Raw genomic sequence first — 1408 nt, forward strand, 5'->3', positions numbered from 1 at the left:
CACCCGGGAGGTGTCCGGACGATCCATAGCAGATCGACAATCGCCCCGAGAGGGAAACGGGCGATATCGGTGTGCGACGCGTCGGACGCCGGCATCGTCGCGTTCGGGAGCCGGTGGTGGTCGAGCAGGTCCGCAACATGCGGAAACCCCTTGGCCGCACCACCCTTCGACGACGAATGGAGTCCCCCATGGTCGAGGCACATCCCCCGCGAATACCGCTGCCGTTCGCTCTCGACCGCAATCCGCACGCGCCCGATGCGGAATGCCGGCTGCTGGACTGGGCGCGACGGCACCACCTGCTCGACCGTCCCGGCGCCGAGAGGCGGCTGCTCGGGGCCCGACTCGGTGACCTCGCCGCCTACACCCACCCCGATGCCGCACCCGATCTGCTGTGCCTGTACACGCAGTTCATCGCCTGGCAGTTCCTCACCCACGACCGCTACGCCGAACCCGAGGAACACCCCGCGCACCCGGGCGAGCACCTGATCGACCAGATCGAGTCGGTCTTCCACACCGGCCGGGCGGAGTCGACCGCGGCGGCGATGGCGCACGCCCTCGCGGAGGTGCTGGGGCGGGTCTATCCGGCGATGAGCGCACAGTGGCGGGAGCGCTTCGTCACCGAGTCCGTACAGACGCTGCATCGGGTGGCCCACCCACCGGCGGGCGCGGTGCCCGCGGCCCGGGAACACGCGTGTGGCGTGGACGCGTACATCCGCTATCGGCGGCTGGCCGGGGGCCAGTTCCCGTGCCTGTTGCTCGACGAGTTCATCGCGGGCGGCGAGCTTCCGACGGCGATCCGGGACGGCGCGGCATACGACGACATCCGCAACGCCGAGGCGGACGTGGTGTCCTGGACCAGCGACTACTACGCGTCCCGGGACAGTGCCGGACCGGACTCGCCGGCCGACCTGGTCGGTGTGCTGGCGTACACCGAGCATGTCGGGCGCGAGCACGCGGAGGCGGCGGTGGCGATTCGGATCCAGGATCGGGTGGCCGACTTCATGACGGCCCGGCGCGCCCTCCAGGGCGGCCTCGGCGGTGCGGCCTCGACCGATCCGGACACCGAACTCCTGCTGCGGCGCTGCGTTTCGGCGATGCACCACCGGATGGCCGGCACGGAGGCGTGGGCATGGGAGAACGTCCGCAGCGTCGCCCGCCGCCCCGGGGCCGGCCGGGGACGCATCGTCGGGGGCGGGCTGCCCGTGCCGGAATACGTCGCGGACCTGCTCGACGTGCGCGGCCGGCCACGCGGTTGGGACGGCGGCGCCGCAGGCCATCGTTGGCCGTGATCGGCCCGATGGTCGGCCGATTCGACCTCGTCCGTCGGATGGGTGGGTGGGTGGGCGATCGGCCCGGGTCAGCCGGGCCCGGACCGGAACAGGTCGAGGCCGTGGGCCAGTGCGGCGGC

General features: G+C 72.3%; 1 protein-coding gene. It reads left to right on the forward strand.

Going from position 1 to position 1408, the window contains the following annotated elements; genetic code table 11:
• Window positions 1-188 precede the first annotated feature (188 nt).
• Window positions 189-1289, forward strand: a complete 1101-nt coding sequence (locus ACFXMF_RS45425) for a hypothetical protein (RefSeq protein ID WP_379992225.1) — start codon at window positions 189-191, stop codon at window positions 1287-1289.
• The last annotated feature ends 119 nt before the right edge of the window (window positions 1290-1408 follow it).

Origin of the sequence: Embleya sp. NPDC059213 (genome assembly GCF_042754445.1) — a bacterium.
Classification (GTDB): domain Bacteria; phylum Actinomycetota; class Actinomycetes; order Streptomycetales; family Streptomycetaceae; genus Embleya.

Coding starts and splice junctions, on each gene's coding strand:
- ACFXMF_RS45425 (WP_379992225.1), top strand. CDS start 189: ATGGTCGAGGCACATCCCCCGCGAATACCGCTGCCGTTCGCTCTCGAC.